At 69.5% G+C, this 23,918-nt stretch carries 22 protein-coding genes and 4 pseudogenes; 11 read left to right on the top strand and 15 right to left on the bottom strand.

Features of this window, described 5'->3' with window-relative positions; genetic code table 11:
- Nucleotides 1-2 precede the first annotated feature (2 nt).
- Nucleotides 3-533 (bottom strand): Lrp/AsnC family transcriptional regulator, encoded by a 531-nt coding sequence (locus QFZ67_RS18950; protein WP_307665888.1) that lies wholly within the window; start codon nt 531-533, stop codon nt 3-5.
- A 203-nt stretch (nt 534-736) separates the two neighbouring features.
- Between QFZ67_RS18950 and pdhA the strand changes: the two genes are divergently transcribed.
- The 6 genes and pseudogenes from pdhA to QFZ67_RS18920 all read left to right on the top strand — a co-directional run.
- A complete protein-coding gene (gene pdhA, locus QFZ67_RS18945; RefSeq protein ID WP_307665887.1) occupies nt 737-1,873 on the top strand; it encodes a pyruvate dehydrogenase (acetyl-transferring) E1 component subunit alpha in 1,137 nt (378 codons plus the stop codon).
- On the top strand, nt 1,870-2,874 hold the full coding sequence (locus QFZ67_RS18940) for an alpha-ketoacid dehydrogenase subunit beta (protein WP_307662276.1): 1,005 nt from the start codon (nt 1,870-1,872) through the stop codon (nt 2,872-2,874). The genes pdhA and QFZ67_RS18940 overlap by 4 nt, the downstream gene beginning before the upstream one ends.
- Nucleotides 2,874-4,307, top strand: coding sequence for a dihydrolipoamide acetyltransferase family protein (locus tag QFZ67_RS18935; protein WP_307662275.1), 1,434 nt, complete (start codon nt 2,874-2,876; stop codon nt 4,305-4,307). Before QFZ67_RS18940 ends, QFZ67_RS18935 begins: the two co-directional genes overlap by 1 nt.
- A 110-nt stretch (nt 4,308-4,417) precedes the next feature.
- Complete coding sequence (locus QFZ67_RS18930; protein WP_307662274.1) at nt 4,418-5,341, top strand: NTP transferase domain-containing protein; 924 nt, start codon at nt 4,418-4,420, stop codon at nt 5,339-5,341.
- Nucleotides 5,338-6,741, top strand: a complete 1,404-nt coding sequence (locus tag QFZ67_RS18925) for a molybdopterin molybdotransferase MoeA (protein WP_307662273.1) — start codon at nt 5,338-5,340, stop codon at nt 6,739-6,741. Before QFZ67_RS18930 ends, QFZ67_RS18925 begins: the two co-directional genes overlap by 4 nt.
- A pseudogene (locus tag QFZ67_RS18920) lies at nt 6,729-7,145 on the top strand (potassium channel family protein); the annotation flags it as partial. The gene QFZ67_RS18925 and the pseudogene QFZ67_RS18920, both read left to right, overlap by 13 nt.
- Nucleotides 7,146-7,184: 39 nt before the next feature.
- On the opposite strand, the gene QFZ67_RS18915 reads toward QFZ67_RS18920, so the two are convergent.
- The 5 genes from QFZ67_RS18915 to QFZ67_RS18895 all read right to left on the bottom strand — a co-directional run bounded on the left by QFZ67_RS18915 (nt 7,185) and on the right by QFZ67_RS18895 (nt 10,157).
- Nucleotides 7,185-8,177, bottom strand: a complete 993-nt coding sequence (locus tag QFZ67_RS18915; RefSeq protein ID WP_373430231.1) for a TrkA family potassium uptake protein — start codon at nt 8,175-8,177, stop codon at nt 7,185-7,187.
- 346 nt (nt 8,178-8,523) lie between these two features.
- The gene (locus tag QFZ67_RS18910) at nt 8,524-8,994 is read right to left on the bottom strand and encodes an NUDIX domain-containing protein (RefSeq protein WP_307662271.1); all 471 of its coding nucleotides are present in this window, start codon (nt 8,992-8,994) and stop codon (nt 8,524-8,526) included.
- Between the two features lie 228 nt (nt 8,995-9,222).
- Nucleotides 9,223-9,447, bottom strand: a complete 225-nt coding sequence (locus tag QFZ67_RS18905; protein ID WP_307662270.1) for a hypothetical protein — start codon at nt 9,445-9,447, stop codon at nt 9,223-9,225.
- A 26-nt stretch (nt 9,448-9,473) separates the two neighbouring features.
- A complete protein-coding gene (locus QFZ67_RS18900) occupies nt 9,474-9,800 on the bottom strand; it encodes a DUF6233 domain-containing protein (RefSeq protein ID WP_307662269.1) in 327 nt (108 codons plus the stop codon).
- A 6-nt stretch (nt 9,801-9,806) separates the two neighbouring features.
- The gene (locus tag QFZ67_RS18895; protein ID WP_307662268.1) at nt 9,807-10,157 is read right to left on the bottom strand and encodes a hypothetical protein; all 351 of its coding nucleotides are present in this window, start codon (nt 10,155-10,157) and stop codon (nt 9,807-9,809) included.
- Nucleotides 10,158-10,290: 133 nt separating this feature from the next.
- Here QFZ67_RS18895 and QFZ67_RS18890 point away from each other — a divergent pair, with 133 nt between their 5' ends.
- The 3 genes from QFZ67_RS18890 to QFZ67_RS18880 all read left to right on the top strand — a co-directional run bounded on the left by QFZ67_RS18890 (nt 10,291) and on the right by QFZ67_RS18880 (nt 11,790).
- Nucleotides 10,291-10,650: a hypothetical protein gene (locus tag QFZ67_RS18890; RefSeq protein ID WP_307662267.1), complete on the top strand. Its 360-nt coding sequence runs from the start codon at nt 10,291-10,293 to the stop codon at nt 10,648-10,650.
- Nucleotides 10,651-10,720: 70 nt separating this feature from the next.
- A complete protein-coding gene (locus QFZ67_RS18885; protein WP_307662266.1) occupies nt 10,721-11,122 on the top strand; it encodes a hypothetical protein in 402 nt (133 codons plus the stop codon).
- Nucleotides 11,123-11,190: 68 nt separating this feature from the next.
- Nucleotides 11,191-11,790, top strand: a complete 600-nt coding sequence (locus QFZ67_RS18880) for a replication initiator (protein WP_307662265.1) — start codon at nt 11,191-11,193, stop codon at nt 11,788-11,790.
- Nucleotides 11,791-12,006: 216 nt separating this feature from the next.
- Here the strand turns inward: QFZ67_RS18880 and QFZ67_RS18875 are convergent, their stop codons facing one another.
- The 3 genes and pseudogenes from QFZ67_RS18875 to QFZ67_RS18865 all read right to left on the bottom strand — a co-directional run.
- Entirely contained in the window at nt 12,007-12,372 is a 366-nt protein-coding gene (locus QFZ67_RS18875) for a hypothetical protein (protein WP_307662264.1), read from the bottom strand.
- A complete protein-coding gene (locus QFZ67_RS18870) occupies nt 12,339-12,587 on the bottom strand; it encodes a hypothetical protein (protein ID WP_307662263.1) in 249 nt (82 codons plus the stop codon). Before QFZ67_RS18870 ends, QFZ67_RS18875 begins: the two co-directional genes overlap by 34 nt.
- A 160-nt stretch (nt 12,588-12,747) precedes the next feature.
- A pseudogene (locus QFZ67_RS18865) lies at nt 12,748-13,521 on the bottom strand (recombinase family protein); the annotation flags it as partial.
- 193 nt (nt 13,522-13,714) lie between these two features.
- Here QFZ67_RS18865 and QFZ67_RS18860 point away from each other — a divergent pair.
- A pseudogene (locus QFZ67_RS18860) lies at nt 13,715-14,392 on the top strand (TrkA family potassium uptake protein); the annotation flags it as partial.
- Nucleotides 14,393-14,417: 25 nt separating this feature from the next.
- A complete protein-coding gene (locus QFZ67_RS18855) occupies nt 14,418-15,407 on the top strand; it encodes an NAD(P)H-quinone oxidoreductase (protein WP_307662262.1) in 990 nt (329 codons plus the stop codon).
- Between the two features lie 472 nt (nt 15,408-15,879).
- On the opposite strand, the pseudogene QFZ67_RS18850 reads toward QFZ67_RS18855, so the two are convergent.
- From QFZ67_RS18850 to QFZ67_RS18825, 6 genes and pseudogenes are all read right to left on the bottom strand, one after another.
- A pseudogene (locus QFZ67_RS18850) lies at nt 15,880-16,423 on the bottom strand (bacterial proteasome activator family protein).
- Between the two features lie 118 nt (nt 16,424-16,541).
- Nucleotides 16,542-19,406, bottom strand: a complete 2,865-nt coding sequence (locus QFZ67_RS18845; RefSeq protein WP_307662261.1) for an ABC transporter permease — start codon at nt 19,404-19,406, stop codon at nt 16,542-16,544.
- On the bottom strand, nt 19,403-20,164 hold the full coding sequence (locus tag QFZ67_RS18840) for an ABC transporter ATP-binding protein (protein ID WP_307662260.1): 762 nt from the start codon (nt 20,162-20,164) through the stop codon (nt 19,403-19,405). The genes QFZ67_RS18845 and QFZ67_RS18840 overlap by 4 nt, the downstream gene beginning before the upstream one ends.
- Nucleotides 20,165-20,338: 174 nt before the next feature.
- A complete protein-coding gene (locus tag QFZ67_RS18835) occupies nt 20,339-21,082 on the bottom strand; it encodes a PadR family transcriptional regulator (RefSeq protein WP_307662259.1) in 744 nt (247 codons plus the stop codon).
- An 85-nt stretch (nt 21,083-21,167) separates the two neighbouring features.
- Nucleotides 21,168-21,800, bottom strand: a complete 633-nt coding sequence (locus QFZ67_RS18830) for a hypothetical protein (protein WP_307662258.1) — start codon at nt 21,798-21,800, stop codon at nt 21,168-21,170.
- A gap of 180 nt (nt 21,801-21,980) precedes the next feature.
- Complete coding sequence (locus QFZ67_RS18825; protein WP_307662257.1) at nt 21,981-23,633, bottom strand: protein kinase; 1,653 nt, start codon at nt 23,631-23,633, stop codon at nt 21,981-21,983.
- Nucleotides 23,634-23,918 lie beyond the last annotated feature (285 nt).

Genomic DNA, 23,918 nt, shown 5'->3' with positions numbered 1-23,918 from the left:
TCCTACAGCGGCTCGGCGTCCGGAGCGGGCGCCACAACAGGCCCCTGCCCCGGCCCCGGGTCGAGATCCGTCTCCTCGAAGACCAGCAGTGTGCGGGTGGACAGCACCTCCGGGATCGACTGGAGCCTGGTCAGGACGAGCTCGCGCAGGGTGCGGTTGTCCGGGGTGTGCACCAGCAGCAGTACGTCGAAATCGCCGCTGACCAGCGCGATATGGGCGGCTCCGGGCAGGGCCTGCAGTTGCTCGCGCACCGTGCGCCAGGAGTTCTGCACGATCTTGAGCGTGATGTAGGCGGACGCGCCCTGACCTGCGCGTTCATGGTTCACACGGGCACTGAAACCGCGGATCACGCCGTCGTCGATGAGCCGGTTGATCCGGGCGTACGCATTGGCGCGGGACACATGGACCCGATCGGCCACGGAGCGTATCGAGGCGCGACCGTCCGTCTGCAGGATGCGCAGGATGTCTCGGTCGATGGCGTCGAGCGGGCGCGGCGGAGGGGTCTGCTCGGCCCGGTCCCCGCCCTCGGCCATTTGTTCAGCTGCCATATCCCCCGCCTTCCCAGCATGGACGACCTGTCTCCATCTCAGGCTGTGGAGAACCGTTTGTCCACAGGCTGAAGGTGCCTGTAGCCAAAATGCGTCCACGACCGAACAATCGGTAGGTGAGGCGCTCGACACTCGGGCCGCTTCGTCGTCGCTCCCACGAGGAGGTGCTCGCGTTGAGAAAGAGCAGCATGACGGTCCAGGAGCTGCCCGGTGCTGCGGCCTACCGGCCCACCCCGCCCCCGGCGTGGAAGCCCCGGACGGACCCCGCGCCACTGCTCCCGGACCCGGAGCCGTACCGCGTGCTCGGCACGGACGCCGCAGCCGGGGCGGACCCCGAGCTGCTGCTGCGGCTGTACGCGCAGCTGGTACGCGGCCGCAGGTACAACGCCCAGGCCACCGCCCTGACCAAGCAGGGTCGGCTCGCCGTCTACCCGTCGAGCACCGGGCAGGAGGCGTGCGAGGTCGCGGCGGCGCTGGCTCTGGAGGAGCGGGACTGGCTCTTCCCCAGCTACCGCGACACCCTCGCGGCCGTGGCGCGCGGCCTTGACCCCGTGCAGGCCCTGACCCTGCTGCGCGGCGACTGGCACACCGGCTACGACCCGCGTGAGCACCGCATAGCGCCGCTGTGCACCCCGCTCGCCACCCAGCTGCCGCACGCCGTGGGGCTGGCGCACGCCGCCAGGCTCAAGGGGGACGACGTCGTCGCGCTCGCCATGGTCGGCGACGGCGGGACCAGCGAGGGCGACTTCCACGAGGCGCTGAACTTCGCCGCGGTCTGGCAGGCCCCGGTCGTCTTCCTCGTGCAGAACAACGGCTTCGCGATCTCGGTGCCGCTGGCCAAGCAGACGGCCGCGCCGTCGCTGGCCCACAAGGCCGTGGGGTACGGAATGCCGGGCCGGCTCGTCGACGGGAACGACGCGGCCGCGGTGCACGAGGTGGTCGTCGAGGCCGTCGCACGAGCGAGGCGCGGTGGCGGTCCGACGCTGATCGAGGCCGTGACGTACCGCATCGACGCGCATACGAACGCTGACGACGCGACGCGCTACCGAGGCGAGGGCGAGGTCGAGGCCTGGCGTGCGCACGATCCGATCCGGCTGCTGGAACGGGAGTTGACGGAGCGAGGACTGCTCGACGAGGACGGCAAACGGGCGGCGGCAGACGCGGCCGAGACGATGGCCGCGGATCTGCGCGAGCGGATGAACGCCGACCCGGTGCTCGACCCGATGGACCTGTTCGCGCATGTCTACGCCGAGCAGACCAGTCAGCTGCGGGAGCAGGCGGCGCAGCTGCGGGCCGAGCTGGACGCGGAGGGAGAGGCGCGATGACCACGGCCGCGGTGAAGCCCGCATCCATGGCACAGGCATTGCAACGCGCGATGCGCGACGCGATGGCCGAGGACCCGGCCGTTCACGTGCTGGGGGAGGACGTCGGCGCGCTCGGCGGGGTCTTCCGGGTCACGGACGGGCTCGCCAAGGAGTTCGGTGAGGACCGCTGTACGGACACGCCGCTCGCCGAGGCGGGCATCCTCGGCACGGCCGTCGGCATGGCGATGTACGGGCTGCGACCGGTCGTCGAGATGCAGTTCGACGCCTTCGCGTATCCGGCGTTCGAGCAGCTGATCAGCCATGTGGCGCGGATGCGGAACCGCACGCGCGGCGGGATGCCGATGCCGATCACCGTGCGCGTGCCGTACGGCGGCGGAATCGGCGGTGTGGAGCACCACAGCGACTCGTCAGAGGCGTACTACATGGCGACTCCGGGGCTCCATGTCGTCACGCCGGCCACGGTCGACGACGCGTACGGGCTGCTGCGGGCCGCGATCGCCTCCGACGACCCAGTGGTCTTCCTGGAGCCGAAGCGGCTGTACTGGTCGAAGGCAGCGTGGTCGCCGGAGGCGCCGTCGGCGGTCGAGCCGATAGGCCGGGCCGTGGTCAGGCGCCCGGGGCGCAGTGCCACGCTGATCACGTACGGGCCTTCCGTGCCGGTCTGCATGGAGGCGGCGGAGGCCGCCGCGGCCGAGGGCTGGGACCTGGAAGTCGTCGATCTGCGCTCGCTGGTGCCCTTCGACGACGAGACGGTCTGCGCGTCCGTGCGGCGTACGGGACGTGCGGTCGTCGTCCATGAGTCGACGGGCTTCGGAGGGCCGGGCGGGGAGATCGCGGCGCGGGTGACGGAGCGCTGCTTCCACCATCTGGAGGCGCCGGTGCTGCGGGTGGCGGGGTTCGACATTCCGTATCCGCCGCCGATGCTGGAGCGGCACCATCTGCCGGGAGTGGACCGCGTGCTGGACGCGGTGGCGCGGCTTCAGTGGGAGGCGGGGAGCTGATGGCTCAGGTGCTCGAATTCAAGCTGCCGGACCTCGGGGAGGGACTGACCGAGGCCGAAATCGTGCGCTGGCTGGTGTCGGTGGGCGATGTCGTCGCCATCGACCAGCCGGTCGTCGAGGTCGAGACGGCCAAGGCGATGGTGGAGGTGCCGTGCCCGTACGGGGGCGTGGTGACCGCGCGCTTCGGCGAGGAGGGCACGGAACTGCCGGTAGGGGCACCACTGTTGACGGTTGCGGTGGGGGCGGTGGAGTCGGCCGGTTCCGAGGGCGCCGGCTCCTCCGGTGCCGCGGGCTCTGCCGGGGCCTTGGGCTCGACGGAGTCCTCGAACGAGTCGTCCGGCAACGTTCTCGTCGGCTATGGGACGGGGGCGCCTGCCGCCCGCCGCCGCCGGATCCGGCCTGCCGCGCTCGCCGCGCCTGTTCCCGCCACGGTCCCGGCACCGGCTGCGGCTCCTGCGCCGACGGCGGCCCCGGCTGGGGCTGGGGCCTCAGCTGCGGAGCCCGAGCGGCAGGCGGGGCGCGCGGTGGCGGCCGAGGACATGGCGCAGAGCGGGCCAGTGCCCGTCATATCGCCGTTGGTCCGCCGCCTCGCCCGTGAACACGGTCTCGATCTGCGCAAGCTGACGGGATCCGGGCCTGAAGGCCTGATCCTGCGGGCCGACGTCGAGTCCGCGATGCGGACCGCCGAGGCACCTGCCGCGCCCGGGCACGTCGTCGCCGCAGCCCCGGCCTCAGCCGCGTCGCGCGGTGAGCGGATACCGCTGCGCGGCGTACGCGGAGCCGTGGCCGACAAGCTGTCCCGCAGTCGGCGTGAGATACCGGACGCCACCTGCTGGGTCGACGCGGACGCGACCGAGCTGATGGCCGCGCGGGCGTCGATGAACGCCGCGGGCGGTCCGAAGATCTCGCTCCTGGCACTGCTCGCCCGGATCTGCACGGCCGCCCTCGCCCGCCACCCGGAGCTCAACTCCACGGTGGACATGGACGCCAGGGAGATCGTGCGCCTGCCCGCGGTGCATCTCGGGTTCGCGGCGCAGACTGAGCGCGGCCTGGTCGTTCCCGTAGTACGGGATGCGGACAGCCGCTCGGCCGAGTCGCTGAGCGCGGAGTTCGGACGGCTGACGGAGGCGGCCAGGCAGGGGACGCTCACTCCGGCGGATCTGACGGGCGGGACGTTCACCCTGAACAACTACGGGGTGTTCGGCGTCGACGGTTCCACGCCGATCATCAACCACCCGGAAGCGGCGATGCTCGGGGTCGGCCGGATCATGCCGAAGCCGTGGGTGCACCAGGGCGAACTGGCCGTCCGCCAGGTCGTTCAGCTCTCCCTCACCTTCGACCACCGAGTGTGCGACGGCGGCACGGCGGGCGGATTCCTGCGCTATGTCGCCGACTGCGTGGAGCATCCGGCGGTGCTGCTGCGCAGCCTGTAGACCGACAGCACAGGAAGAGTCCACGAGAGAGGTCTGCAAGAGATCCCATCGGCGCAAGAGAGATCCACTCGGGGCTCCCCGCCCGAGCGATCGCGGCCCATACTTCAGGCATGACCGCGTATGACGCCATCGTGCTCGCAGGAGGTGCCGCCAAGCGGCTGGGCGGGGTCGACAAGCCGTCCGTGAGCGTGGGCGGGCGGGCCCTGCTCGACCGGGTGCTCGGGGTGTGCCGCGACGCCGGGCGCACTGTTGTCGTCGGAGGGCGCCGGGCCACCGCCCGCCCCGTGGTCTGGGCGCGCGAGGAGCCCCCTGGCGGCGGGCCGCTGGCCGCGCTGGACGCAGGGGTGCGGCAGATTGAGGCGCGGGCCGTTCTCGTGCTCTCGGCTGATTTGCCGTTCCTGGGGGAGCGGACGGTGCGACAGCTGATCGGCACTCTCGGCACCAGCGGGCGTGAGGCGGCGCTGCTCACCGATGCGGACGGCCGCGACCAGCCGCTCGTGGCCGCGTACCGCACCGAACCGCTGCGACGCGAACTCGCTCTCCTCGCCACCGAGTACGGGAGTCTTACCGGGCTGCCGTTGCGCCTGCTGACGCAGGAACTGGACCTCGCCCGGATCGGCGCGGAGCCGCTCGCTTCCTTCGACTGCGACACCTGGGAGGACATCTCCGCAGCCCGGGCCCGTATACGGGAGCATGGGAACGTGCTGGACGAATGGATTACCGCAGTCAAGGACGAACTCGGGATCGAGCTGGACGTCGACACAGGCGTGCTGCTCGACCTCGCCAGGGATGCCGCGCACGGCGTCGCCCGGCCCGCCGCGCCGCTCACCACCTTCCTGGTGGGGTACGCGGCCGCCCAGGCAGGCAGCGGCGGCCCGGCGGCGGTCGCGGAGGCCGCCCGTAAAGCGGCCGCGCTCGCCGCGCGCTGGGCGGAGGAGGCCGAACAGGCTACCCCGGAAGCGGGCCGCGCCGAGTCTGCGAAGCCCGCCAAGCCCGCCCAGCCCGGCGAGCAGGACCAGGCCGACGCCGGATGAACGGTCGGGACCACGAGTTCGACGCGGCGGACGGATCAGATGTGACCGGTGCCCCTCTCAACCGGAGCGATGAGGCCGACTCGGACGGCGTCGAGGAGGCCCTGGCACTGGTCGGCCGCCAGACGCGCCAAGGGTCCGCCCCCGCCGGCGGTCCTTCGACAGCTCGGCACCGGGCCACCGGCTGGCCCGACGCCCGCGCGCTCGCCGCGCGCATCGGGCGCTCCGCCCCACCCCGTACTCGGCGTGTGCCCCTTGATCAGGCCCTCGGGCAGGTGCTCGCCGAGCCGCTCACCGCGCTCTGTGATCTGCCCTCCTTCGACACCTCTGCCATGGACGGCTGGGTCGTCGCGGGCCCGGGGCCATGGACCGTTCAGGTGGGCGGCTCGATTCTCGCCGGGCACGGCGGAGCCCCGCCGCTGCCTGACGGGGCTGCGGTACGGATCGCCACCGGCGCCCGTATCCCGCCCGAGGCCACAGCGGTGATCCGCAGCGAGCATGCCCGTACGGACGCGGACAAGAGCCAGCTGTACGCCGAGCGCGAGGTGATCCCCGGGCAGGACATCCGCCCGCGAGGCCAGGAGTGTCGCCTGGGCGACCAACTCCTGCCCGCCGCCTCGCTGGTGACCCCCGCCGTGCTCGGCCTCGCCGCAGCCGCCGGCTACGACGAACTGCTGACCGTTGCCCGGCCGCGCGTCGAAGTCCTGATCCTCGGCGATGAGCTGCTCACTGCCGGACTCCCCCACGAAGGCCTCATCCGCGACGCCCTCGGGCCGATGGTCGGTCCCTGGCTGCGCGCCCTCGGCGTCGATGTCGTCGCCACACACCGCCTCGGTGACGACGCCGAAGCTCTCCACCGCGCCGTCACCACCTCCGATGCCGATCTCATCCTCACCACCGGAGGTACGGCCGCGGGCCCGGTCGACCATGTCCACCCGGTCCTGCGGAAGGCGGGCGCCGAGCTGCTGGTCGACGGCGTCGCGGTGCGCCCCGGCCATCCGATGCTGCTGGCCCGGCTCGCCGCGGACGGCGACCTCCCGGTCAGGCATCTGGTAGGTCTGCCCGGCAATCCCCTGGCCGCGGTCTCCGGGCTCCTCACGCTTGCCGAGCCGTTGCTGCGCGGACTCGCGGGCCGCCCGGCACCCGTCCCGTATCGCGCGCCTGTACGCGATGAGGCGCATGGGCATCCGTATGACACCCGCCTTGTGCCGTTCGTGCACCGCGCCGACCGCCTTGTGCCGCTGCACTACAACGGGCCGGCCATGCTGCGCGGTATCGCCGCTGCCGATGGACTCGCCGTCGTGCCGCCGGGCGGGGCGCAGGCCGGTGACGAACTGGAGGTCCTCGATCTGCCGTGGACGTCCTGGACACCCTCGCTCGCCGAGGGAGGATGTTTCACGTGAAACTTCCCGGCCATGACGCCATGGCCAGGCAAGCCGACGAGCAACTGGACACCAGCCGGGTGAAACTCCCCCGCCGCGTCGTCGAGCGCCCCGTTGCGCCAGGTTGGCAAACGCCTGCTGATGGCTCTGGCGGTGCTCGCTCTGACGGTGCTGCTCGTCTGGGCCGACCGAGTCGGCTACCACGACAACGCTGACGACTCCGTCGACTTCCTCGACTGCGCCTGCTACGCGACGGTCACCCTCTCCACCACGGGATACGGCGACATCGTCCCGTACAGCGACGGGGCACGGCTCACCAATGTCCTGATCGTGACGCCGCTGTGCTCTTTCTGATCATCCTGGTCGGTACCACTCTCGAGGTCCTCACGGAGAGAACCCGGGACGAGTGGCGGCTGAACCGCTGGAGTCAACGGTTTGCCTGATGTGCCACGAGCCGCGCCTGGTCAGCCGCGTGACTTCGTCCGGGTCACCGTGATCACCCGATCGCCGGGCCGGAGCGTCGCGGCGTCTGGGTGGTCGTAGCCCAGTACCTCGCGCCTGCGCACGACAGCGACGACTTGGTCCGTGCACTCGCGGGGTGATCGGCCTGTCTCTTCGTCCGTCACCGGCCGCTCAGACAAATCAAGCCCGCTGCCATAAGTCATCAGGTCTTCCAACACCGTGCCCACATAAGGCTTGATGGTGGAAAGCCCGAGAAGCCGCCCGGCCGAACTGGAGCTGGTTACTACGGCATCGGCTCCACTCTGCTTGATCAGCGGTACGTTCTCGTCTTCCCGGACAGCTGCGACGATGGCGGCTCGCCTATTGAGCTGTCTCGCGGTGAGAGTGACCAAAGTGGCTGTGTCGTCCCGCTCGGGAGCGATGATCACTTGTGCGGCGCGCGGCACCTCTGCTTGCAGCAGTGTTTCGGAGCGTGTCGCGTCCCCAAGGACCGCTACGAAGCCGTCACTGCTGGCGGCTCTCACCGCCTTCTGCTGAGGGTCGATGATGACGATCTTGTCTTTGGGGGTTCCCTGGCCGAGCAGCGTCGCGATGGCGTGACGACCCTTGGTGCCATAGCCGACGACGACCACGTGGCCTTGGGTGCGGCTCTTCCAACGGTGAACGCGAGCCTGCTGCCGCGTTCGTTCGGTGAGCACTTCGAGGGTGGTGCCAACCAAGATGATCAGGAAGAGCACGCGCAACGGAGTGATGAGAAGGATGTTGGTCAGGCGTGCGCTATCGCTATGCGGAACGATGTCGCCGTATCCGGTGGTGGAGAGGGTGACTGTCGCGTAGTAAAAGGCGTCGAGAAGATCAACCGAGTCGTTGGCATTGTCGTGGTAGCCGCCGCGATCGACGTAGACGATGGCCACTGTCGCCAGCAGCACGCCCAGGGCCATGGTGAGGCGTCGTAGGACTTGCTGAAGTGGAGGCACCACGCCCATGACCGGCATGACGACGGTGCGGGCAGCGTCAGCGTCGACCTGGCCCCCAGACCGGGTGCCGGACCAGAGGGACCGGAAAACCGAGAGTCTTCGCGTCTCGGCCGACTGCGTCTCGTCTTTCATGACTGGCTCTCGCGTGCAGTGATCCGTTCATTCAGCATGCCGACCATGCTTCCGTACTGGACCGGCGAATGGTGTGCATGCGGGAGGCTTGATCTGAGCTCGCCATGGCTCTGGCCCGGTAGGAGCGAGAGGGCGTTGTCGCCGGCGGACGTCCACTCGATACGTGAGCGTCCGGTGGCGTAGCCGCAGCTCGTTTTGCTCGGTGGCCTCGCTACTGCGCCGCACGTTTTCACTAGCCGAGGTACGGCCGCTCTCGGTGCTCCAGAAAGTGCTGGATCCGCAGCCGCTGTGTGTGGTGCATGGGCAGCGCTTCGAGCTCCTCCGGCGACACGAACCGTAGTTCCGTGGACTCGTCAGAGATGGCGAGTCGACCGCCAACCACGCGTGCCGTGAAGCAGACGTTGGACTGACGGCGCACCTCGCCGTCCGTGTAGGCGATCACGTGGCGGGGGTCCGTGTACGTGCCGACAAGACCCGTGATCTCCACATCGAGGCCCGTCTCTTCTTTGACCTCCCGTACAGCCGTGCCGGGCAGCGAATCGCTCATGTCTATGCCGCCGCCGGGCAGTGCCCAGAGTTCGTTGTCACGGCGTCGTTGGAGAAGGATGCGCCCCGTCTCGTCGGTCACGTCTGCGGACGCTGCGACAACCAAACTGTTCGGCTTGGGGGCATTGGGGTCGTCGAAGTACTCGGTCCGTGCCATGGCTCACTCTCCCTCTACCGGCTCGGCTGTCGACCACACGGCATCGAAGCTTTTCAAGTCTGTTGGTGTCGCTGAGGGGCATGTCCAGGGTCGTTCACCTGGGGCCATGGCGGTGCGACTGGTGCAGCGGGACTTGGACTGGGTCGCGTCTGAACGATGGTGAACGCGGCTGAAGGAGACGGAAACTGAGACGGCGGCGGTTTCGTGTGTGGGCCAAGGGGACGGCGCTCAGCTCGGAGGATCGTCCGGCTTGTACTCGTGCGCCCTGCCGCCACCCCACTCGACCCAAGTCGGGTCGTCCAGGAGCTCCTCAGCGTCGGGCAGGCCTGCTTGGCGGAGGAACTCCAGTAGGTCCCGGTCGGAGTGGGCCAGGCCCATGATCCGGTCCCGCACGGTGACTCGCCGGCCGACGGTTGCGGAGATCCGGTGCACAACGATCGGTGCGCTTCTCATGTCTCCGGGCTGCGGCGGGTGGCCGGTCACAACGTTCCGAGGTCTCGGTCGGGGCGGCAGATCGTGCAGGGTTCGACGTGCGCGGCGACTGCGGCGAGTGCCTGCTCGCGGCTGATCGGATTGGCCCGCGGTGCGCCGCCGTGCGTGCAGTCCCCGGTATGGACGGCGATGGCGTGTCGCCCGCCGCGGCTCATCTCGATCTTCCACTCCGGCAGTGGTGGCGGAACGTGGGCAGCACGCAGGGCTCGGTCCTCCTCTTGCTCCAGCCAGCGTTTTGTCTGCTGGTGCTGTTGAAGCTGGACCCGCTCCAGGAAGCGCAGAAGTTCCAGCCGCGATGGTGGGCGCTCGGCCATGACGGTCTACGCCGCCTTGTCCTCGGCCTGCTGATGGGCGTGCTTGAGAGCCATCCGCGCATCGACCACGTCCGCCGTCAGGGTCGCCCAGTACGGATGCGTGCTCACCGTGACCGACAGATCGAGCAGCCGCCGGCGCAGCCGCTCTACCTCCGCTGTCTGTTCCGTGGTGTAGCCGGGGCTGTCGGGAAAGGACACGACTCGGTCGCCGAGTACGTGCTTCTCGCTCGTCCAGCCGGGCTCCGGGGTCACCGACCAGGGCAAGGTACGACACAGCGCCGCGTACTCAGCACGCGTCCGGTGCAGGTCGAACTGCGCGGCACGGAGATCGTCGGGGAAGTCGTACGTTTCAGCCACACCAGAATGGTACGTCTGTTCGATTTTAGTTGGCGAGCACCGTGCGGTCGCGTCTGTGCCAGCGAGTCAGACCCCCGGGGCGGCGCCATCGGCATCCTCACAGTCAGACGGTGATGTCAGGTTGGATGCCATAGTGGAACGAGTCGAGGCTGAGCTGTTCACGGACGGTGGCAACAACGCTGTGGTGCGCCGGCCCGGCCGCCGATTTCCCGGTGTACTGATCCAGGGTGACTCTCTCTCCATCCTCCGCAGCGACGTTGCCGAAGTGGTGGAAGCCTTCGACCAGGGCGATGTGGCCGGGGCCCGGGAAACCGCTGGCCTCCTGCTGGCCGACCTCGACGCGCTCCTGACGCGCTACACCGCGGCACTGGGAAGAGCACGAGATCCCGCGGCCGTACTGACCTCACGAAGACCCTGTGTCTCGTCTCATGACACCTTGCCTCCGTCTCGCCTGACCTTGTTCGGTTCGCACGCCAGAGACAACGTCACGTGAGACGGACTCAGGGAGGAGCCTGGCGGGCGCCCGCCTAGCTGCGATAACCCCGCTGCTAGATTCGTCTGCCATGCGATCACGTGAGTACGACCTCGACTTCCGCGACTCGGCCCGGCGGATACGCGCCTGGGGTATCGCTCTGTTGGCTGTGGCGGCGCTCCAGTGGACATGGTGTGCCCTGTTGCTGCTCACGCCGTACGAGGTCGATGAGGAGCCCGGCGACCGTTACCCCGCGGAGTGCGAGTCACGGTTGTTGACCGAGTTTGGTACGGCCAACGAAGGCCTGCAAAGGCGTGATTGGTGTCAGAACGAACGCGACTGGCCCGAAGCCCTTGCTGTGCTCGGGCTGTCCGTGCCGGTGTCGGTCGCTGGTGTGGCGCTCTTCACGAGCGGCAGTGTGAGTAGCCGGATGAGCGCTCACGCCGAGGCGATGCGCGAACTGGACAAGCTCGCCGACGCACGGAACGCGTAGCCTGCACGGGGTAGCCGGCCGACGGTTCGGAGCATTGAGGAAGTGCCACAGGATCGTGAGACGGAGCCTTGCGCCGTCACTACCACGACCCCCCACCACCCTGGGCAACCACCGACGCGCTCACCACCGCCGTACGCACAGCCGCACGCGCCGTCACCGTCCACACCCCCTACAGCCCGGCCACCGGCGAACATGCCCTGCGATGGGGTGCCCAGTTCGACGCCCGGCCGCTGCGAGCGTTCGACGACGGCGACGGGCTCGCCGATGACGCGGTCGCCGCCTACGTGGCCAAGTACGTCACCAAAGGAGCGGCCGACACAGCCACCGGCACCGACTACCGACTGACCTCCGCCGACGACATCGAGACCTCTCCGGTCTCCTCACACCTGCGATCCCTCACGCACGCCTGCTGGCGCCTCGGCGGGCTGCCGGAATTCGCGCCCCCTGCGGCTCCGGGCCTGGGCCCACACCCTCGGATACCGAGGCCACATCCTCACCAAATCCCGCGCCTAATCCACGACGTACGGCGTGCTTCGTGCCGACCGAGCGGAGCACCAGAGGCAGGGCGGAACGCTCGACATTCTCGGCAGTGCCACCACTGCCAACTGGCGCTACATCGGTTCCGGGCACACCGCAGGCGCTGCCCGCATCGCTGCGGGGATCGCTGAAGACCTTGCCCGTAACCGGGAGATCAGCCGCAGTGAGCTGGGAAGCCCCGAGGGGCGGTGGTCCAGTGGGACTACGTCTTGAAGGTGAGGACGACTGGGCATGGGCCCGGGAGCAGGCGCGGAACGCTCCTGCGTGGTCGGATACCGACTGGCGACGGGTAAATGCGATCCTCGGCATACCCGTCGCCCCTCATCCTGCTTGCCGTCTCCCGGACGTCACGCGGAGTCCGACGGCACCCCGTCGCCTTCCTGACCTAGATCGCCCTTCGGACGCCAGATCGGAGCCAAACGGTCCCGCACGGGGCGTCCGCGTCCGACTGCGGGTGAGACAAGTACGGCAATCAGCAGGTCCTCGACGTAGGCGCGCTGCTCGGTGAGGGTGAAGTCTTCCCATTCCTCGGCAAGGTTCACGGGACGGCTCTTGGACGTGTGCTTGTTCCGCAGGGCCCTGTTTCGCTCCGACGCAAGGCGACGCTTCTCAGCCCCATGCTCGGCAAGCTGGGAGAAGTAGGTCTCTGCCGTGATGACCCGGGACTTGCGAGCCTGCTTCAAGTCCTCAATGTCTTCGTTGACCCGCGCCAACTCCCCTTCCTTGTCCCACTGCGCGGGCTCCGGTGTGGCCTTCCGCTGGGCGGCCTCCCTTGGTGCTTGGCGATCACCATCATGGAAACTGCCTTGTCCGTCTCCGGACTCGCGATCTTCGTTCCGCCGCACCCGGCTGGGACACTGCCGCGGCTCGGGCACGTGTAGTAGAAGTACCCCTCTGGCTTGTTGCGGCTCTTTGGAGCCTTGGTCACCCGCAAGTGGGCTCCGCACCCGTCGCGGTCGCAGCGGAGCGTGCCGCGCAACAGGTACTTGCGAGTGTTGTGGCGCAGATCCAGGAGCGGGATTCGAGCCGAGCAGTTCGATCACGGCCTCCCATTCGTCCACGGAGGTCACGGGCTTCCACTGCCCCATGACGGGCTTCCCCTTGTCGTCCAGGACGATCTCAAGCCGCTTGTTCTCCATGCCTGTTACCGGGTCAACATCGATGACCTGGCGCGATCGGTAGCCGCACATGCGTGGATTGCGCATGACGACCTTTATCGCCTCGCGTGACCACTCGTGCCCGGAGGCCGTGGATACTCCGGCCTTCTTCAGTGCATGGATGACGGCTGAGATCGGCTTCCCAGCCAGTAGCCAATGCACCATCTGCCGAAGCCACTTGGACTCGTACGGGTCCAGCGTTCGCTTGTCCTCTTTCCATCCGAAGGGCCTCCGCCCACCGGTGGGGATTCCAGCCTGTTGTAGAGCCTGGTGCTTACGCGCGACCCGTCGCGCAGTGTCGGCCGACTGCTTGTTGTTGGTCGCGGTCACGATGCGCGCGACCGTACGGCCCTTGTCGGCGAGGAGGTCGAGAGAACCCGTGATGTCGATGATCGGGCGGCCGAAGTTCTGGACGACCTCGATCGCGTCCTCAAGGTGCCGGTTGTCACGGGCGAGCCGGTCGATGTCGTAGACGATCAGGCCGTCAACGCGCTCGCCGTTCGGGGTCACGCCGCGCTTTAGATCGTCCAACGCGCCTTCGAAGAGAGGGTGGATGACGCGATAGCCGATCTCACCGTTTGGCAGACGGACCCGCTTGCGCTTCCAGGCGCTGGTGTCCGGCTCCTCGTAGGTGTAGACGTACCGCCCGCCGCGCTGCTCGACGAACTTGCGGCTGTCCTTCTCCTGCTCGTCCCGGTTCCTGATGTCGCGCCCCGGTTAAGGGGCGGAATCCCTTCTTAGCCTCTGTGGTGTCGGTACCGTCGTTCCCATCGGTACCGGGGGCGTCGTCAGGCTCGAAGGAAAGCCGGACGAGACCGGCCCAGTTCTGGCCTTCAAGATTGCCCCAGCGTGCCCGCTTCACGAGATCGTCGCTCATGCTCTTAGGCTACTTTTGGAAAACCGTTGGAGGCTTCGCTTGCGTGATCACACCGTCATCGTCGGCTTCGGCACCAAGGGTCGGTCTGCGGTCCAGACGCTGACCGCCACGGGCCTGAAGAAAGCGCAGATAGTTGTCGTCGACCCCAGCAGCAAGATGATCGAGGCCGCGAACGCCGACGGCTTTGTGGGGGTGGTCGGTGATGCGACCCGTAGTGATGTGCTGCTCCGCGCCGAGGTGCAAAGAGCGCGCCAGATCGTCATCGCGACGCAGCGCGACGACACGGCGGTGCTGGTCACGCTGACCGCGCGGCAGCTCAACAGTGGAGCGAAAATCGTCGCCGCGGTGCGCGAGGAGGAGAACGCGCCGCTGCTGCGGCAGTCCGGCGCCGACGCGGTGATCACCAGCTCCAGTGCGGCCGGGCGGCTGCTGGGTCTGTCCGTGCTCAGCCCCAGTGCGGGGACGGTGATGGAGGACCTGATCCAGCAGGGCAGCGGGCTCGACCTCATTGAGCGGCCGGTGATAAAGGCCGAGGTGGGGCGGAGCGTGCGGGAGACGGATGACCTGGTGGTGAGCGTGCTGCGGGGGCACCGGCTGCTCGGATACGACGATCCTGCGGCCAGTCCATTGCAGTTGACGGACCGCCTCATCACCATCGTGCGCGCCGAGGAAGGCGCAGCCCTCAACCGCCCTGAATAGGCCGCTCCGGAGTAGCCTCGCGGCCATGTATGCGATCACGATTCCCGAACCTGGCGGCTCCGAGGCGCTTGTGTGGGCCGAGGTGCCCGATCCCGTACCCGGCGAGGGGGAGGTCCTCGTCGAGGTCGTGGCGAGCGCCGTCAACCGCGCCGATCTGCTGCAGCGGCAGGGTTTCTACGACCCGCCGCCCGGGGCGTCGCCGTACCCCGGCCTTGAATGCTCGGGGCGCATCGCCGCCCTGGGGCAGGGTGTCTCCGGGTGGGCCGTGGGCGACGAGGTGTGCGCGCTGCTGGCGGGCGGCGGTTACGCGGAGAAGGTCGCCGTTCCGGCGGGGCAGCTGCTGCCGGTGCCGGAGGGGATGGACCTGGTCACGGCGGCGGCGCTGCCGGAGGTGACCGCGACGGTGTGGTCGAACGTGTTCATGATCGCGCACCTCCGGCCGGGTGAAACGTTGCTGGTGCACGGGGGCGCGAGCGGGATCGGCACGATGGCGATCCAGCTCGCCAAGGCGGTGGGTGCGCGGGTGGCCGTGACGGCGGGCGGGCCCGAGAAGCTGGCGCGGTGCGCGGAGCTGGGCGCGGACATCCTGATCGACTACCGCGAGCAGGACTTCGTGGAGGAGCTGCGGAAGGCGACGGAGGGGGCGGGGGCGGACGTCATCCTCGACATCGTCGGCGCGAAGTATCTGGACCGGAATGTGCAGGCGCTGGCGGTCAACGGCCGGCTGGCCGTGATCGGGCTGCAGGGTGGCGTCAAGGGTGAGCTGAACCTGGCGGCGCTGCTGGGGAAGCGGGCGGCGGTGACGGCGACGTCGCTGCGGGCGCGGCCGCTGGGCGAGAAGGCGGCGATCGTGGCGGCGGTGCGGGAGCATGTGTGGCCGCTGATCGCGGGGGGCCGGGTGCGGGCGGTCGTGGACCGGAAGCTGGGGATGGCGGATGCGGGGGAGGGGCATCGGGTGCTGGAGGCCGGGGCGAACGTCGGCAAGGTGCTGCTGGTGGCGCCTGCGGGGGGCTGAGCGGGCCCGCGGTTCACGTCCTGGCTGCGGTGTGGTGCGCCGCGTGGCGGGGGTTCGGGGTGCGGGGTGCGGGGTGCGGGCCTGGTTGTCCCACCCGCCCGCCCTTGAATGCTGGGGGTACTGCGTACCCCCACGCCCCGGCTGCCGTGCAGGCTGCGCCGCACGGCGCGGGCCCCGCTTGAGGGTGGCGGCGCGGGCTTTGCCCCCGGCCGCCCCTGTCGGCGCGGACTGAGGGCGGGCGCGGATCTCGGACCCCGACCGCCATGCCAGCTAGGGCTGGCGGCGTGTGACCCCCGCCGCTGAGGTGGCGGCACGGGCTTCGCCCCCCGCGGGCACCGGGGTGGCGGCGAGGGCTTCGCCCCCCGGCGGGCCTCTGGGTGGCGGCGCGGGCTTTCGGTACCCAGTCGCGAAATTGGCTCGGCGCTGGGGGTACGCAGTACCCCCAGCGCCGTACGCAGTACCCCTGCGACCCCTACAAATACGGTCCCGAGCGGATCGCTCCGTGCTGGCCGCCCTCGTCGTCCTCGTGCGGGGCTCCCGGGGGGGAGTGCTCTGCGCATTTGTTCGAGTTGGGCGCGGGCCGCCATTTGCTGCGCGAACAGGGCCGTCTGGATTCCGTGGAAGAGGCCCTCCAGCCAACCCACCAACTGTGCTTGCGCGATGCGCAGTTCAGCCTCGGAGGGAATTGCCTCGTCGGTGAAGGGCAGCGAGAGACGTTCGAGTTCCTCGACCAGTTCGGGGGCGAGGCCGTCCTCCAGCTCCTTGACCGAGCTGGCGTGGATCTCCTTGAGGCGGACCCGGCTCGCCTCGTCCAGAGGTGCTGCTCTGACTTCCTCCAGCAGCTGCTTGATCATGCTGCCGATGCGCATGACCTTGGCAGGCTGTTCCACCATTTCCGTCACCGGGACCTCGCGCGACTCGTCGTCACCGTCACCGCCGCCGAGTGCCATCCCGTCCTGTCCCACGACAAGAATGTGGGGGCTCTCCTGCGACCGTTCATTCCTCGGCATCTCCATGCCGCCATTCTCTCGCACCTGTGCCTCACCACACGGTGTGCCCCCGTACAAGGGTGATCCACCCTCGTACGGGGGCGCAAAGCCGCTGGATATGGCCGGATACGCCTGGCTAAGCCGATCAGGTCGCTTCGCGGCGGGACAGCGCGCCGCGGGAGCGGGTCACCAGCGCCGCCAGCAGCGCCGCGCCGACCGGGACCGCGACGAGCAGCGCGGCCAGGGTCTCCCAGGGCACGATGATCGGTACGTGCGGCACCGAGTTGAGCGAGCCGTAGCCCTGGTCCATCGCTTCCCGGTACCACTTCATCTGCTCGCGCTTCTCGGTGAGCCGTAGCCCGATCGCGGGCAGGACACCCGCCGCCGAGCCAAGGACCACACCCATCGCGGCCACCACACCGCACTGGAATCCGCTGAGCGTCCTGCGGACCCGTGGCGGCGCGCCCACAGCCGCCAGCGTCTTCAGGTCGGCTTCGGCGTCCGCCTGGGCCAGGCCGGTGGCGATACCGGCCGCGCCGATCGTGATCAGCCCGGCGAAGACGGTCAGCGCCAGCAGGATGATGCTGTTCTCGCTGGTGTAGCCCTCCTCGACATGGAGGTTGATGTCCGAGCCGGTCTTGTCGAGCTCGCCGTCCAGCCTCTGGCGCTGCTCGCTGCTCGGCATCTTGTCCGTCGAGTAGTACGCCCCGAACGGCACCGTGCTCATGCCCGCCGACTTCGCCGCGGCAGGCGGCAGGATCATCGCGACGCCGTACGAATTGGGCTCACCCGCGACCTGGTGCGCGGTGAACGCCTTGATCTCGCCCGGCGCGTCCTTGCCCTTCTGCGCGGCCTCGTCTGCCTTCCTGGTGTCGGTGATCAGACGGATGCCGATCTTGCCCTTGGTGTCGACGTTGCGCTTGTCGAACGACACGATCTGCCCCGCCGCCAGCGCCTTCTCGGCCGCAGCGTCGTTGATCGCGAGCACCTTCAGCAGCTTCGCGTCACCGACCAGCACACCGCCGTCGACATAGCTTCCGCCGCCCGGGAGCTCCTTGCAGCGCCAGTCGTCGGCGAGCTTGCGGCGCTCGGCCTTGTCGAACTTCGCCGAGGGGTCCCCGTCCGGGTGGGCCGGGTCGGTCATCCACAGCGGGCACTGGTTTGCCCTGGGCACCACTACCTCGTAGCGGCCGCAGCTCTCCCCGCCGCCGTACATCGAGCAGTTGGTCTTGCCGACCGAGATCCGGTCCACATCGGCCCGCAGGTCGATGGGCAGCATCTTCTGCACGGTGGCGCGCACCGCCGGAACGTCACGGCCGCCGGCCTCGTCCAGCATCACCGAGACCGCGCCGTGCGGGAGGCGTGCCTCGTACTGCGCCCTGCCCTGGGCGTCGTCGCTCGCGGCGTACGTCGCCACGGCCACGGTGCCCGCGACGGCGGCCAGCACCGCGGCCACGGCGGGAGCCGTACGGCCACGGTTGCGTACCGCGTCCCGAAGCGCGAGCCGCGGGGAGAGCGGCAGGATGCGTCCTGCCCGGCCGAACAGGCCCACCAGAGCGGGGGTCAGCGCGACCACGCCCAGCTCGGCAATGGCGCTGCCGCCCGCGACAACGATGTACTGGTCGGTCATCACAGAGCCGTAGAGCGCGATCGCCGCGCCTAGCCCGACCGCGATCAGGCCGATCACCGGCAGTACCCGGCTGCTCTTGCGTACGCCCCGACGGCCGGTGAGCGAGGCCAGCACGGACTGGCGGGACGAGGTGATGGCCGGGACGATCGCGGCCATCAGGCCCGTGAGTACGGCGAGCAGCCCGATGCCGAGAAGTTCCAGCGGCCGTACGTCGAAACTGCCGAAGCGCTGGCCCATGTAGTCCTCGAGCAGCGGCTGAAGCGCGAAGGTGAGGAGCAGGCCGAGGACCGTGCCGACCACTGCCGCGGCGACGCCGATCACCAGGCCACCGGCGAGGACGATGGCGCGGATATGGCGGCGGTCGCCGCCGTTCGCGCCGACCAGACCGAGCTGGCGGCGGGAGCGACGCGCGCCGACCGCGAAGGCGGGCCCTGCCAGCAGGCAGATCTCCAGCATCGCGAGGCCGACGACGGTACCGACCGCGGCGAGCGCCGCGGCCTTGGCCGCCGTGCTCTCCTCGTAATCGCCCCAGCCCTCTTGCTGGTAGATCGGAACGTCGGACTTGGCGGGCGGGTCGAGGGCCACGGCGCGCGAATTGACCGTTACGCCCTTGGCGTTGGCCTCCTTGACCATGTTCCACGTGAAACCACCGGGAACGCTCACCAGATGCGTGGTGCTCGCCTCGGTCGCGGGCAGCCCGGCCTTTTCCAGAGCCTTGTCGAGCGGGGCGAGGAGCGCGCCCGGCAGCGCGTTGACCTGGTCGGTGTCGAGTGCGTCGGGGAGTTCGTAGGCGCCGACGATCTTGTACTCACGGTCGAGTCCGCGGGCCGTGAGCTTGGAGCCCACCTTCAGACCGCTGGTCTCCAGAAAGTGTGTGGTCGCGGCGACCTCGTCTGCCTTCTGCGGGAGCCGGCCGTGATCGACGACCACGATGCCCTTGGCCAACGGGTCCGAGGCCTTCAGCTCACGGATCTCAGTGTTCAGCAGACCGTGCGTGGTGTGCAGCTTGCCCGAACCCAGCGAGTCCGTCAGGGACTTGGCGCCGGTGGGCAGTGCCTTGCTGACGTCGGTCTTGCCCTCGGGATACGGCTTGTTCTCGAAGTCCCCCACCGGCGTTGAGCTGTTGGCGTCGGGGGTCTGCATGAGGGGCACCCCGCCCATGCCGGGGTCGTTCAGCCGTGCGTCGGCGGCGCCCAGCGAGCGCTCGAGGCTCTGCTCGGTCGACAGTTCGGCGCTGCGCAGGGTCAGATCCGCGGCGCTCACGCCGAGGATGGGCAGGGCGATCATGGCGAGGACGAGGAAGCTGCGTCCCTTGGAGCGCCAGGCGTCGCGGCGGGCGATCCGGATCGCGGCCCGCCAGGAGTGGTACCAACTGTTCACAGCTCGGCCGCCTGGCCCGAGAGCAGCGAGTCGGCCTGGCTGCGGATGGTCTGGTCGACGACCGCGCCGTCACGCAGGAAGACCACACGGTCCGCCCAGGCCGCGAAGCGCGGTTCGTGCGTGACGAGAATGCCGGCCGCGCCGCTGTCGCAGCGGGAGCGCAGCAGGGCGAGTACGGACTCGCCGGTCTCGGAGTCGAGGGCGCCGGTCGGCTCGTCGGCGAGGACGAGCCGGCGCTCGCCGACCAGGGCGCGGGCGATGGCCACGCGCTGCTGCTGGCCGCCCGACATCTCGTCGGGGAAGCGGTCGGCGAGATGACCGAGCTCCATCTCCTCCAGCGCGGCGACGGCCTCGGTACGGGCCTTGCGCGCGGAGATGCCGTCCAGCTCGCGCGGCAGGGAGACGTTCTCGGCGGCGGTGAGCGCCGGGATGAGGTTGTAGTCCTGGAAGACATAGCCGATGCTGCGGCGGCGCAGAGCGGCGAGCGTCTTGCGGTCGGCGGTGGTGATGTCGGTGTTCTCGACGATCACACGCCCCGAGGTGGGGGTGTCGAGTCCGCCGGCGATGGTGAGCAGCGTGGACTTGCCGGAGCCGGACGGGCCCATGACGGCGACGAGTTCGCCGGGGAAGACATCGAGGTTGATGCCGCGCAGGGCATGCACCTCGGTGGCGCCGCTGCCGTGAACTCGGGTGAGTTGCTGGAGTTGCAGCACTGGCTGCTGTGACTTCTGTGATGTCTGTGACTGATGGTCGGACATGGAAGGGTCCCCCTTTGGACGGACGGTGTACGAGCGGCTGGATGCCGCGAGCGGATGTACGGAGATTGGGAGAGCTGGGCGAGCGAGACGTTTCGGTGGACTGAGCCGGCTGCGTTCGGTGGACGGAGCCGGCTCGGCGGTGTTCGGCGGGCTACGTAGGCGGCGTTCGGCGGGCTACGTCGGCGGCGCGGGCCGTGCGCGCGCCGAGCCTGACGGCGCCGCCGGCGATGCCGGGCCCTCCGAGCCTGCCGATGGCGGCTCCGTCGGAGACGTCGGAGACGCCGAAGACGCCGAAGACGCCCGCCCCGCCGGGGTGCCGAGCAGGGACGCGGCCGTCGTGTGCTCCGCTCCGCGGTCCGCGCCCCGACCGGCCGCCGCGGAGATCCGGATGAGCCGCACCTCGCAGTGGTCGAGCCAGCGCGCCTCCGCCTCCGTCTGGAAGATCAGCTGTTCCAGCACGAGCAGCCAGGCCACGTCGTCGCGTTCCTGCGAGCCCCCGCCCTCGATCGCGGCCAGCGCCTGCGCCTTGAGCCGGGTGTAGTCCTGCATCGCCTTCACGGTGTGGTGGCGCTGGGACTGGATGACGGCACGGATGTCCACGCCGGGCGCACCGACGGCCATCGCGAGCTTGATCGCCAGCTCGTCACGGGGCGGGCTGCTGCGGTCCACCGGCGTCGCGAACCAGCTCTTCAGCTCGGTGCGCCCGGCATCGGTGATGACGTAGAGCGCATGGCCCGCGTCGTCATCGCCGCCCTGGGCGACCATGCCGTCGCGCTCCAGGCGGTTGAGGGTCGTATAGACCTGACCGACGTTGAGCGGCCAGGTGGCTCCGGTGCGCGACTCGAACTCCGTACGGAGCTGGGAGCCGTAGCGAGGGCCGTGCTCAAGGAGGGCAAGGAGCCCGTGGCGGATGGACATACTCGGTATGTATACCGGGTATGCCGACCGCCGCCAACCATCGAGAGGCGGAGCCTGTGCCTCCATCCTGAGGAGGACGAGAAGATCAACGACGCCGCAGCCGCACGCCGAGGAAGCCGATTCCGAGCCCCATGAGCGCCATCCCGACCCCCAGTGACAGCGGGGAGATCTGGTGCACGACGGGCTCGGGCAGTGCCTGGGGTGCCTGGTCACCTGCGGCGGCGGGTGGCGTCGGGCTGGGCGAGAGCGCCGGGAACTCCTCGGCCTCTTCGGCCTCATCCTGCTCCTCCGGCTCCTCCGTCTCGAGTACCTCGTCCTCCGCAGAAGGGGGCTTCGGAGCGGAGGGTCGGGTACGGGACGAAGTGGCCGAAGCGGAACGAGACGCGGAAACAGACGCGGACGCGGAGTCGGAGTCGGACTCGGAAGGCGACGCGGACCGTGCGGCGGACGGCTCACGGTCGGGGCGGCCCTCACCGTCTGGGCTCTCGGACTCGTCCGGGCTGTGCGACTGGGGAGTCCGTCCGGGCCTCTGCCGCCCCTCCCCGGCCTGCCGCCCCGCGAGCGAAGCGGAGGCGGAAGCGGTCGGCGCGGCGGCAGGTGTGGCGGCAGGCCTGGCGGCCGGGGTCCGGTCGGGGGCCTCCGACTCCTCGGCGTACGCAAGGGGTGTGGCCAGTACCAGGAGCGAGGCGACCGCGATCGCGCACCGTGTGCGGAGCATTGGAGTCACGGGGGGACCCCCTCCCGTGCCGAGTCGCCGAGAAGTCGCCGAGATGTCGCCCATATCGGACTCAGCGTCACATGCCTTGACATTTCCGGCATCTCGGGGGAGGGGAATGGGGAACGGCCCGGCACGCGCAGTGCGTGCCGGGCCGTCCCTGAGGATGCGGTGCGGCTCGGGCTATCCCGACTTGCCCGTGGAGATCTGCAGCTCGAACTCCTGGTTCTCCGGCACCACGGCCTGCCCCTGGCCGGGGTACTGCTCGACCACGGCGTCCTTGGGGTACTGAGGGTTGTCCACCTCGGTCACCTTCCAGGTCCACCCGGCGGCCCGCAGACACTCCTTCACCGAGAGAAGGTCCTTGTAGAGGAGGTCGGGGGCCTGGACCTTCGCCGGGTCCGTGCCGTCCTCCGTGGCGTCCGAGCACTTCGTCTTATCGATCGTCCGGGTGCGGTCCGGAGCCAGTCCCCCGGAGTCAGCAGACTCGCTCGAGCTCGGGTCGCCGCCCGCGTTGTCCCCGTCCCCCGAGCCCTTGTTCAGCGCGATCGCCGTGATCAGGCCGCCGACCGCCAGCAGTGCCACCACTATCGCGCCCACGATGACCGGCATGTTCCGCTTGCCGCCGCCGCCACCGCTGCCGCCCGAAACCCCCGTCTGGGGCGCGATGTTGTACGGCGGCGGCGTCGACGCCACCGGCCCAGGAGTCTGGTAGGCGGGAGGGGGCGGCGTGTGCGGGTAGCCGTACTGAGGCGTCGGAGCCGGCGTGTGACCCTGCATGGGCGCCTGCATGGGCGCCGACGCCGGAGTCGGCGGGCCGTACGGACCCGGCTGGTAGGGCGTCTGCACGCTCTGCGGCGCCGGAGTCGACTGATCCAGCGGCGGGAACACCGTGGAACCCACCCCCGCGCCGCTCGCCGCGGGAGCGCCGACGATGATCACCGGCGCGCCCGTCTGCCCGGCGCTCGCCACCCGCGCGCACTCGTCGCGCATGGCGGCCGCGCTGGGAAAACGCTCGTTCGGGTTCTTCTTCAGCGCCCGCGCGACCAGCGCGTCCATCGCCGGCGTGACGGAGCGGTTGATCGTGGACGGCGCGACCGGCTCCTCCTGTACATGCGCGTACGCGATCGCCAGCGGTGAGTCCGCGTCGAACGGGATCCGCCCGGTCAGCAGCTGGAACAGCATGATGCCGACGGAGTACAGGTCGGAGCGTGCGTCGACGCCGCGCCCCAGCGCCTGCTCGGGCGACAGATACTGCGGAGTGCCGACCACCATGCCGGTCTGCGTCATCGAGGTGACGCCCGACTGCATGGCGCGCGCGATGCCGAAGTCCATCACCTTGACGATGCCCCGCTTGGTCATCATCACGTTGCCGGGCTTGATGTCGCGATGGACCAGGCCCATTTCATGGCTGGTCTCCAGCGCGGCCAGCACATCGGCCGTCACCTTCAGCGCCTTGTCGGCCGGCATCGCGCCGTACTGCTGAATGTCCGCCTGCAGCACGGATCCGAGCGGCTGGCCCTCGACGTACTCCATGACGATGTACGGCATCAGCGAGCCGTCGAGCTCGTCCTCGCCGGTGTCGAAGACCGAGACGATATTGGTGTGCGACAGCTTGGCGACCGCCTGCGCCTCGCGCCGGAACCGCTCGCGGAAGGACTGCTCACGCCCCAGTTCCGTATGGAGCGTCTTGATGGCGACCTGGCGGTCGAGCGCCGAGTCGTACGCCAGATACACGGAGGCCATGCCGCCTTCGCCGAGCAGGTCGCGAAGCTGATACCGGCCGCCCGCTACCGAACCACCCGCATAGCGGCCCTGTGCGCCGTCCTGGCTCATGACTGTGCATCCCCCTCGGCGCAAGGCCCGATGGCCCGCGATGATCCCGTTGCTCTTTGGGGCAAGTCTGCCCGAGGGGTCCCGCACGTCAAGCCAGGTGCCCGTTCCGTGACCGTACGCATAGGAAGCGTCTCGGAAGCGTTACAGGAAAAGCATGGAATTTGCATGGCCGCACGGGCAGCGGGTTTGATGGCCGGTCCACATCGAAAGAGGCCACTCACGCGAAGGCTGTAGCGTGACGTGGCAGAGCACCCGAGGACGACAGCGAACACCCGCGGGCACGGT

Origin of the sequence: Streptomyces sp. V1I1, from assembly GCF_030817355.1 — a bacterium.
Classification (GTDB): Bacteria; Actinomycetota; Actinomycetes; order Streptomycetales; family Streptomycetaceae; genus Streptomyces.
Note: the sequence above shows the minus strand (reverse complement) of the source record. Positions and strands in the feature narration are given on the sequence as shown.

Excerpts from the sequence above, each read along its gene's own strand:
- QFZ67_RS18950 (WP_307665888.1), bottom strand. The coding sequence starts at position 533 with ATGGCCGAGGGCGGGGACCGGGCCGAGCAGACCCCTCCGCCGCGCCCG.
- pdhA (WP_307665887.1), top strand. The coding sequence starts at position 737 with ATGACGGTCCAGGAGCTGCCCGGTGCTGCGGCCTACCGGCCCACCCCG.
- QFZ67_RS18940 (WP_307662276.1), top strand. The coding sequence starts at position 1,870 with ATGACCACGGCCGCGGTGAAGCCCGCATCCATGGCACAGGCATTGCAA.
- QFZ67_RS18935 (WP_307662275.1), top strand. The coding sequence starts at position 2,874 with ATGGCTCAGGTGCTCGAATTCAAGCTGCCGGACCTCGGGGAGGGACTG.
- QFZ67_RS18930 (WP_307662274.1), top strand. The coding sequence starts at position 4,418 with ATGACCGCGTATGACGCCATCGTGCTCGCAGGAGGTGCCGCCAAGCGG.
- QFZ67_RS18925 (WP_307662273.1), top strand. The coding sequence starts at position 5,338 with ATGAACGGTCGGGACCACGAGTTCGACGCGGCGGACGGATCAGATGTG.
- QFZ67_RS18915 (WP_373430231.1), bottom strand. The coding sequence starts at position 8,177 with ATGCCGGTCATGGGCGTGGTGCCTCCACTTCAGCAAGTCCTACGACGC.
- QFZ67_RS18910 (WP_307662271.1), bottom strand. The coding sequence starts at position 8,994 with ATGGCACGGACCGAGTACTTCGACGACCCCAATGCCCCCAAGCCGAAC.
- QFZ67_RS18905 (WP_307662270.1), bottom strand. The coding sequence starts at position 9,447 with ATGAGAAGCGCACCGATCGTTGTGCACCGGATCTCCGCAACCGTCGGC.
- QFZ67_RS18900 (WP_307662269.1), bottom strand. The coding sequence starts at position 9,800 with ATGGCCGAGCGCCCACCATCGCGGCTGGAACTTCTGCGCTTCCTGGAG.
- QFZ67_RS18885 (WP_307662266.1), top strand. The coding sequence starts at position 10,721 with ATGCGATCACGTGAGTACGACCTCGACTTCCGCGACTCGGCCCGGCGG.
- QFZ67_RS18855 (WP_307662262.1), top strand. The coding sequence starts at position 14,418 with ATGTATGCGATCACGATTCCCGAACCTGGCGGCTCCGAGGCGCTTGTG.
- QFZ67_RS18840 (WP_307662260.1), bottom strand. The coding sequence starts at position 20,164 with ATGTCCGACCATCAGTCACAGACATCACAGAAGTCACAGCAGCCAGTG.
- QFZ67_RS18835 (WP_307662259.1), bottom strand. The coding sequence starts at position 21,082 with ATGTCCATCCGCCACGGGCTCCTTGCCCTCCTTGAGCACGGCCCTCGC.
- QFZ67_RS18830 (WP_307662258.1), bottom strand. The coding sequence starts at position 21,800 with ATGCTCCGCACACGGTGCGCGATCGCGGTCGCCTCGCTCCTGGTACTG.
- QFZ67_RS18825 (WP_307662257.1), bottom strand. The coding sequence starts at position 23,633 with ATGAGCCAGGACGGCGCACAGGGCCGCTATGCGGGTGGTTCGGTAGCG.